This is a genomic window from Micromonospora sp. NPDC005710, from assembly GCF_040630995.1.
Lineage (GTDB): Bacteria > Actinomycetota > Actinomycetes > Mycobacteriales > Micromonosporaceae > Micromonospora.
The window spans coordinates 20,413-27,106 of the sequence record NZ_JBEXYP010000039.1; the positions used below are offsets into that span (position 1 = coordinate 20,413).

The 6,694-nt window shown below is 70.8% G+C and carries 5 protein-coding genes; 3 read left to right on the forward strand and 2 right to left on the reverse strand.

Annotation, left to right across the window (positions count from 1 at the left end; all coding sequences use genetic code 11):
- Nucleotides 1-20 precede the first annotated feature (20 nt).
- Nucleotides 21-854 carry a sugar phosphate isomerase/epimerase family protein gene (locus ABZ406_RS30100; RefSeq protein WP_357768811.1) on the forward strand — a complete coding sequence of 278 codons (834 nt, stop codon included), beginning with the start codon at nt 21-23 and terminating at the stop codon, nt 852-854.
- Here the strand turns inward: ABZ406_RS30100 and ABZ406_RS30105 are convergent, their stop codons facing one another.
- Nucleotides 855-2,414 carry an acetolactate synthase large subunit gene (locus tag ABZ406_RS30105; RefSeq protein WP_357768813.1) on the reverse strand — a complete coding sequence of 520 codons (1,560 nt, stop codon included), beginning with the start codon at nt 2,412-2,414 and terminating at the stop codon, nt 855-857. It abuts the gene before it with no gap.
- A 108-nt stretch (nt 2,415-2,522) separates the two neighbouring features.
- Here ABZ406_RS30105 and ABZ406_RS30110 point away from each other — a divergent pair, with 108 nt between their 5' ends.
- The gene (locus ABZ406_RS30110; RefSeq protein ID WP_357768815.1) at nt 2,523-3,050 is read left to right on the forward strand and encodes a hypothetical protein; all 528 of its coding nucleotides are present in this window, start codon (nt 2,523-2,525) and stop codon (nt 3,048-3,050) included.
- On the opposite strand, the gene ABZ406_RS30115 is transcribed toward ABZ406_RS30110, so the two are convergent.
- The gene (locus ABZ406_RS30115; protein ID WP_357768817.1) at nt 3,047-3,205 is read right to left on the reverse strand and encodes a hypothetical protein; all 159 of its coding nucleotides are present in this window, start codon (nt 3,203-3,205) and stop codon (nt 3,047-3,049) included. The genes ABZ406_RS30110 and ABZ406_RS30115 overlap by 4 nt on opposite strands.
- A gap of 233 nt (nt 3,206-3,438) precedes the next feature.
- Here ABZ406_RS30115 and ABZ406_RS30120 point away from each other — a divergent pair, with 233 nt between their 5' ends.
- Entirely contained in the window at nt 3,439-6,555 is a 3,117-nt protein-coding gene (locus ABZ406_RS30120) for a S8 family peptidase (protein WP_357768819.1), read from the forward strand.
- Nucleotides 6,556-6,694: the final 139 nt, after the last annotated feature.

Consider the following 6,694-nt stretch of genomic DNA (forward strand, 5'->3'; position numbering starts at 1 on the left):
CGCGAGCGAAGACCAGCCCAGTGAGCGGGGCACCGGGGGCCGACAGCGCCGACGAGCTGCGGCGCTTTTCGTTCAATCAGGCCACCGCCCAGCGCTGGCCGCTGCCCGACGTGGTGGCCGGGTGCGTGGCGGCCGGCGTACCCGGGATCGGCCTCTGGCGGGAGCCGGTGGCCGAGTACGGGTTGGCCCGCTCGGCGAACCTGGTCAGCGACGCCGGCCTCGCCGTCACGTCACTGTGCCGGGGTGGGTTCTTCACCGCCGACGACTGGCGGGCGGAGAACCTGCGGGCCATCGAGGAGGCCGCCGTCCTCGGGGCACCGGAGCTGGTGCTGGTCTCTGGTGGGCTGCCCGCCGGCAGCCGGGACGTCGACGGCGCCCGGCGTCGGGTCGCCGACGCGATCGGCGAGTTGGCCCCGCACGCCGAGGCCGCCGGGGTACGGCTGGCCATCGAGCCGCTGCACCCGATGTTCGCCGCCGACCGGTGCGTGATCGCCACCCTCGGCCAGGCACTGGACATCGCCGAACGGTTCGACCCGGCGGTGGTCGGCGTGGTCGTGGACGCATACCACGTCTGGTGGGACGACACGGTGTACGCGCAGATCGCCCGGGCCGCCGACCGGATCGCCGCGTTCCAGGTCTGTGACTGGGTGACCCCGCTGCCGGAGGGGGTGCTGCTCGGCCGCGCGTTGCCCGGCGACGGCTGCATCGAGCTGCGTCGGCTGCGGGAGGCGGTGGACGCGGCCGGCTACGCCGGACCGATCGAGGTGGAGGTCTTCTCCGCCGAGGTGTGGGCGCGTCCGGGCGCGGAGGTCCTCGACGGGGCGATCGCCGGCTACCTGCGCCACGTGGTCTGACTAGGCCACGGCGGGGATGGTGGCGTCGATGAGGTGCGGGCCCGGCTCGTTCAACGCCGCGGCGAACTGCTCCGCGAGTTGCTCGGCGGTGGTGGCGCGGGTGGCGGGCATCCCGAACGCGTTCGCCAGCCCGACGAAGTCGATCTGCGGGTCGGTCAGGTCGAACAGCGGGTTGGCGTCCGGGTCGGCGGGGCCGGGCTGCTTGCTGAAGTATCCCCATTCCTGGCGCAGGATCGCGTACCCGTGGTTGTTGAGGATCACGTTGGTGATGTTCAGCCGCTCCCGTACCTGCGTCCAGAGCGCGGTGGCGGTGTACATCACGCAGCCGTCGGCGACCAGCGCCACCACCGGTCGGTCGGGTGCGGCGACGGCGGCACCGACCGCCAGGGGCAGACCGTCGCCCATGGCACCGCCGGTCTGCATCAGCACGTCGTGTCGGGGAGCGCCGGCGGTGGCGGCGGCGAGGGCGGTGCCGGAGCTGACGGACTCGTCGATGATGATGGCCCGCTCGGGTAGCAACGCCGCGATGACGTCGGCCCAGTTCTGCAGGGTCAGCGCCCCGGTGGGTGGTGCGGGTCGGTGCGGGTCGCTGACCTGGGCGACCGCGTCCGGCGCCACCAGGTCGGCGAGTCGGACCAGCGCGGCGACGGCGTCCTGGCCGACCTCGGCGAGGACGTGCGTCCGGGCGCCCTCGGGCACGAGGAGGCTCGGCTGGTCGGGGTAGGCGAAGAACGAGACTGGGGCCTTGGTGCCCGCGACGATCACATGACGTACCCCGTGCAGTTGGTCGAGCACCTGGTCGGGATAGAAGCCGAGCCGGGGGAACGAGGGTAGGCCCGCTCCTCGTTCGACCCGGTTGGAGTAGAGCTCCTGGAAGACGCGTGCACCGGTGGCCGCGGCGATGCGCCCCGCTGCCAGCAGGCCCGCCTCGAGCAGAGTCGTTCCGCCGATCACCAGTGCGGTCGTCTCGCCGCTCCGAAGAGCCTCGGCGATCTGCGTGATCGTCCGGTCGTCCACTGCCGGTGCCGGCCGGGGTCGCACGGGTGCGCCGGCCGCACCTCCGTCGGACCAGGACACGTCCGCCGGCATGATCACGGTGGCGACCTGCCCGGGGGGCTCCAGGGCGGCGGCGAGGGCGGCTGCGGCATCCGGGCCGGCGCCGGCGGCGTCCTCGGGACGGCGGACCGGGCCGCGCAGCCATCCGGCCAGCGCCGCGATGTCGGAGTTCAACGGTGGGTCGAACGCAGTGTGGAACGTCGCGTGGTCTCCGACGATGTTCACCACCGGGGAGTTGGCGCGGCGGCTGTTGTGCAGGTTCGTCAGGCCGTACGCGAGCCCGGGCCCGAGATGCAGCAGTGTCGCGGCTGGCTTGCCCGCGATCCGGGCGTAACCGTCGGCCGCACCGCTGACCACGCCTTCGAAGAGCGCGAGTACGCCATGTAGTTCGGGAACCGCCTCAAGCGCGCCGACCAGGTGCAGCTCGGTGGTGCCGGGGTTCGTGAAGAGCACCTCGATCCCACCGTCGACGAGGGTCCGCAGCAGTGCTTCCGCGCCGTTCACGCACGTCCCCCATCATCGGCCAATCAGCAGCAATTCAATACTAAGCTTGCATTTCGGGCCGCTGTTGCTAGGTTCCGATAAGTAGTCCGGTAGGTGAGGAGGGGTCCGATGGGACAGGGATGGACCGAACGCGGCTATCACGCCCGGCGTCTGGACATCAGCGTCGATCGCTCCTTCGACGACTTCCGCCGGCAGTACGAGCAGGCCGTCCCGGCCTACGACGCGACGGCGTTCAACGCCTTGGTAGCCCGCGACGCCCCCTGGGACGATGTCCTCGCCCTCATGCGCGACAGCGCACCGCACGCCTTCCTCATCTACTGGTGCAGCGGCGACCTGTGGCCGATGATGAACCTCGCTGGCGACAGCCGGCACTGCGTCGAGTATCTGATGGGCAACCACACCACTGCCGAGCGGATGTTCCGCCACGAGCCGACGGTCATGCTGTACGCACCGCTGCGCACGGCGATCTGCGACCGACCCGACGGCGGAGCACGGTTCATCATTGAGCAGCCCAGTCACGCGTTCGGCTCCTTCGGGGTGGACGCGATCCACGAGGTGGGCCGGGAACTCGACACTGAGGTCGCCGCCCTCCTGGCGCACCTTGAGGTGCCGGTGCCGGCGGGTCTGTCCGTCTAGGCGGCGCTTCGGTTCGTATCCACCCAGTCACGGGACCTGGTGAACGTCTCGACCGCATCACCGAGGACCTGCCACGGCCACTCGGTGACCATCCCGTCGAGCAGCGCGAACGCGTGCGCCGCCGCGTCGAACTCCTCCGCCAGCTCGAAGGTCAAACTACGACCACCACGGCGCGCGGGTGGGCGCCGTCGGCGGTGCGCGCTGCTCCGGCGGCATCAGCAGAACTTGATCTAGGCGTGGCCCGCGGAACGTGATCTTATACGCACCAGCGATTCGAAACACTCTCCGAACCCTCGATTAACCGTCGGCGGCTTAGGTGGGGGAGCGCTCCCATGAGCGGGTCGCGATCGGAACAGTGCTCCACAAAGGAGCCATCGAAAGGAGCCTCGTGGCTACCAGCACGAGCGGAACAAGGGTGCGAAGACTGGCGTTACCGACGCTGGTCCTCGCCCTGGTCACCGGTACCACCGGCGTCGCAGGATCGGCATCGGCGGCACCCGCGGGGCCGTCGGGTGGCGGTCGCACCGGCTACTTCACCGCCGGGTCCGACAAGAAGGTCCCCCTGACCGACGGCGCCGACCGCCGGCCGGGCGGCAGGAAAGCTGCCGACCAGGAGGCCACGGCGGCCGACACCCGCCCCGGCATGTACATCGTCGAGCTGGCCGAGGAACCTCTGACCTCGTACGCCGGAGGCTCGGCCGGGCTGGCACGGACCCGCCCGCAGGCGGGTGACCGGCTGGACGTGACGTCGGCACCGGCACGGGCCTACCGCGGTCACCTCGACGCCCAGCGCAGTGCCGTCGCCGCCGCCGCGAAGGTGCAGGTCACCGCCTCGTACACCACCGCTTTCAACGGGTTCTCGGCGAAGCTGACCGCCCAGCAGGTGACCGCGTTGCGGGCGGACAAGCGCGTCCGCGCCGTCACCGCCTCGCGGGCCCTCGGCACCCCGACGCCCCCGCCGACCGCGTCGGTCCCCGGCACCCCGGCCACGCCGAGCCCTGGCGAGCTGGACCAATCGGCGGCAGCGGATTCGTCCGGCAAGCCGGACAAGCCCGGCAAGCCGGACAAGCCCGGCAAGCCCGGCAAGCCCGGCAAGCCCGGCAAGCCCGGCCCGGCTACCGGCGCGGGCATGGTCATCGGCGTCCTGGACACCGGCATCTGGCCGGAGAGCGCGTCGTTCGCCAAGAAGATGACCGCCCCCGCGACCTGGCGCGGCACCTGCCAGACCGGGGTCGGCTTCGTGGCCGAACACTGCAACGGCAAGATCGTCGGTGCCCGGTACTTCGCCGACTCGTGGCTCGCCTACGGCGGATCGGTGCCCGAGGGTGAGATGTTGTCCCCCCGCGACATGTCCGGGCACGGTACGCACACCGCGTCCACGGCCGCCGGTCTGTCAGTACCGAACGTCACGATCGACGGTCGCCGCTTCGGTCCCGTCTCCGGGGTCGCGCCCGACGCCCAGGTCGCCGTCTACAAGGTGCTCTGGGGCGGCATGGGCTACGACGCCGACATCATCGCCGGCATCGACGCGGCCGTCGCCGACGGCGTCCAGGTGCTGAACTTCTCGATCGGCTCGCAGCTCGGCGACTGGGAGGCCAACACCCCGATCGGCATCGCGTTCCTCAACGCCACGCTGGCCGGGGTCTTCGTGGCGGCGTCCGCCGGCAACACCGGCATCGTGAGTGGAGCGATCAGCAACGCCGCGCCCTGGGTGACCACTGTCGGCGCGGCGGTGACCAAGCTCGACGAGGCCACCGCCAAGCTGGGCGACGGCACGAAGCTCGTCGGCGGTTCGCTCGACGCCCTGCCCGGCGGCGGCGCACGCCCGCTGGTCTTCGGCGAGCAGGCCGGCTCCCCGGACCTGGGCGCCGTCTACTGCGAGCCCGGCAGCCTCGACCCCGCCAAGATCAAGGACAGGGTGGTCGCCTGCGCGCTGTCCGACATGTTCGGCTCCGCCGCCGAGATCAAGGCCAAGGGCGGGGCGGCGATGATGGTCTTCGACCCGGTCGGCAACTACCGGATCAACTCCATCTTCAACTTCCCGGTGGTCTATCTGCCGACCGAGAAGCAGGCCGGCACGCTGTTCAACTACCTGATGCGCCACCCCACCGACGCCACGGTGTCGCTGCGCACCGGTGGCGACGGCTCCAGCGTCCCGGGCATACCCAGCGTCGCTGACTTCTCCTCCACCGGCCCGGACAAGGTGACCCTCGGCGTCTTCAAGCCGGACCTGGTCGCGCCGGGGTCGAACATCATCGCGGCGGTCTCTCCGGCGGGCAACTTCGGGCGGGACTACGACGCGTACTCCGGCACCTCGATGGCCTCGCCGCACGTGGCCGGGGCGGCGGCGGTCCTGCGCGCCACCCACCCGGAGTGGTCACCCGGCGCGGTCGCCTCGGCGTTGCGCACCACGGCCACCGACACGGTCGGCACCAGCAACCCGCTGGAGCAGGGCAGCGGCTTCGTCAACCTGGCCAAGGCCACCGACCCCGGCCTGGTCATCCAACCGACGGCGGCGGACCTGACCGCGTTCAGCGAGACGACCCAGCCCGACGGCAAGGAACTCAACCTTCCGGCCATCTCACTGCGCGAGTACGACGGCACCCGACCGGTGACCGTCACCCGCACCCTCACCAATGTGGGCACGACGAAGGAGACCTACCGTTCGTCGGTGTCCGGGCTGCCCGGCATGAGGGCCACCGTGTCGCCGTCCTCGGTGACGCTGGCACCCGGCGCGTCAGCGACTGTCACCATCACGCTGCGTCGGGGCAGCGCGCCCTGGGACCGGTACGTGACCGGGTCGATCACCTGGCAGGGCAAGGCCCACAGCGCCCGCATCCCGGTCGCCGCCCGCCCCTGGGGCATCGCCGCCCGGCCGTACGCCGACGACGGCGAGGAGTTCGCCCGGATGACCAACGGTGCCTTCGGCCTCGTCCAGCCGGGCTTCACCGGGCCACTCGCCGGTCGCAGCACCGGTTACACCCCGATCCGGCGTACGTCGTACTCGATGCCGGCCGGCGTCTACGGCGGTGTCTTCGACCCGGGTGCCAGCGGGGTGAAGAAGGTCGACTTCACGGTGCCGGCGAACACCGCGGGCATCATCGTCGAGGCCAACACCGCTGATCCGAACACGAACCTCGATCTCTACCTGTACAAGGGCGACACGCTCATCTACAGCAGTGACAGGTTCTGGACCAGCGCCGAACAGGCGTACAAGTTCCTGCCCGAACCGGGGCGCTACACCGCCTACGTGTTCGCGCAGTACCCCGGCGGCCCGGTGGTCGACTTCGACGTGAGTCACGCCATCATCGCCCGCAACGCCACGTACTCGGGCGCAGCCCTCACGCTGCCCTCGACGGCGGAGCGCGGTCAGGGCTTCAACTTCACGCTGAAGCCGAACAAGCCGCTGGCCGAGGGTGACTTCTGGGCCTACACCGAGTACCGCACCAACGGCACTGTGGTTCCCGGCAACCTCGTCTACACCAATCAGAGTTCCTGGCAGTAACCGTTCACCCGAACGTGGGGCGGTGCCATGCGCCCCGCCCCCCCCGCTGCCCCGCCCCCCCCCAGCAACAACCCGCCCAGCCGGGTCGTACTCTCCCCGATCTTTCGGGTGCTGTCGTGTAGCCTCAAGGCATTACGGG

Bases quoted from the DNA above. Each gene is read 5' to 3' on its own strand.
- ABZ406_RS30110 (WP_357768815.1), top strand. From the start codon at position 2,523: ATGGGACAGGGATGGACCGAACGCGGCTATCACGCCCGGCGTCTGGAC.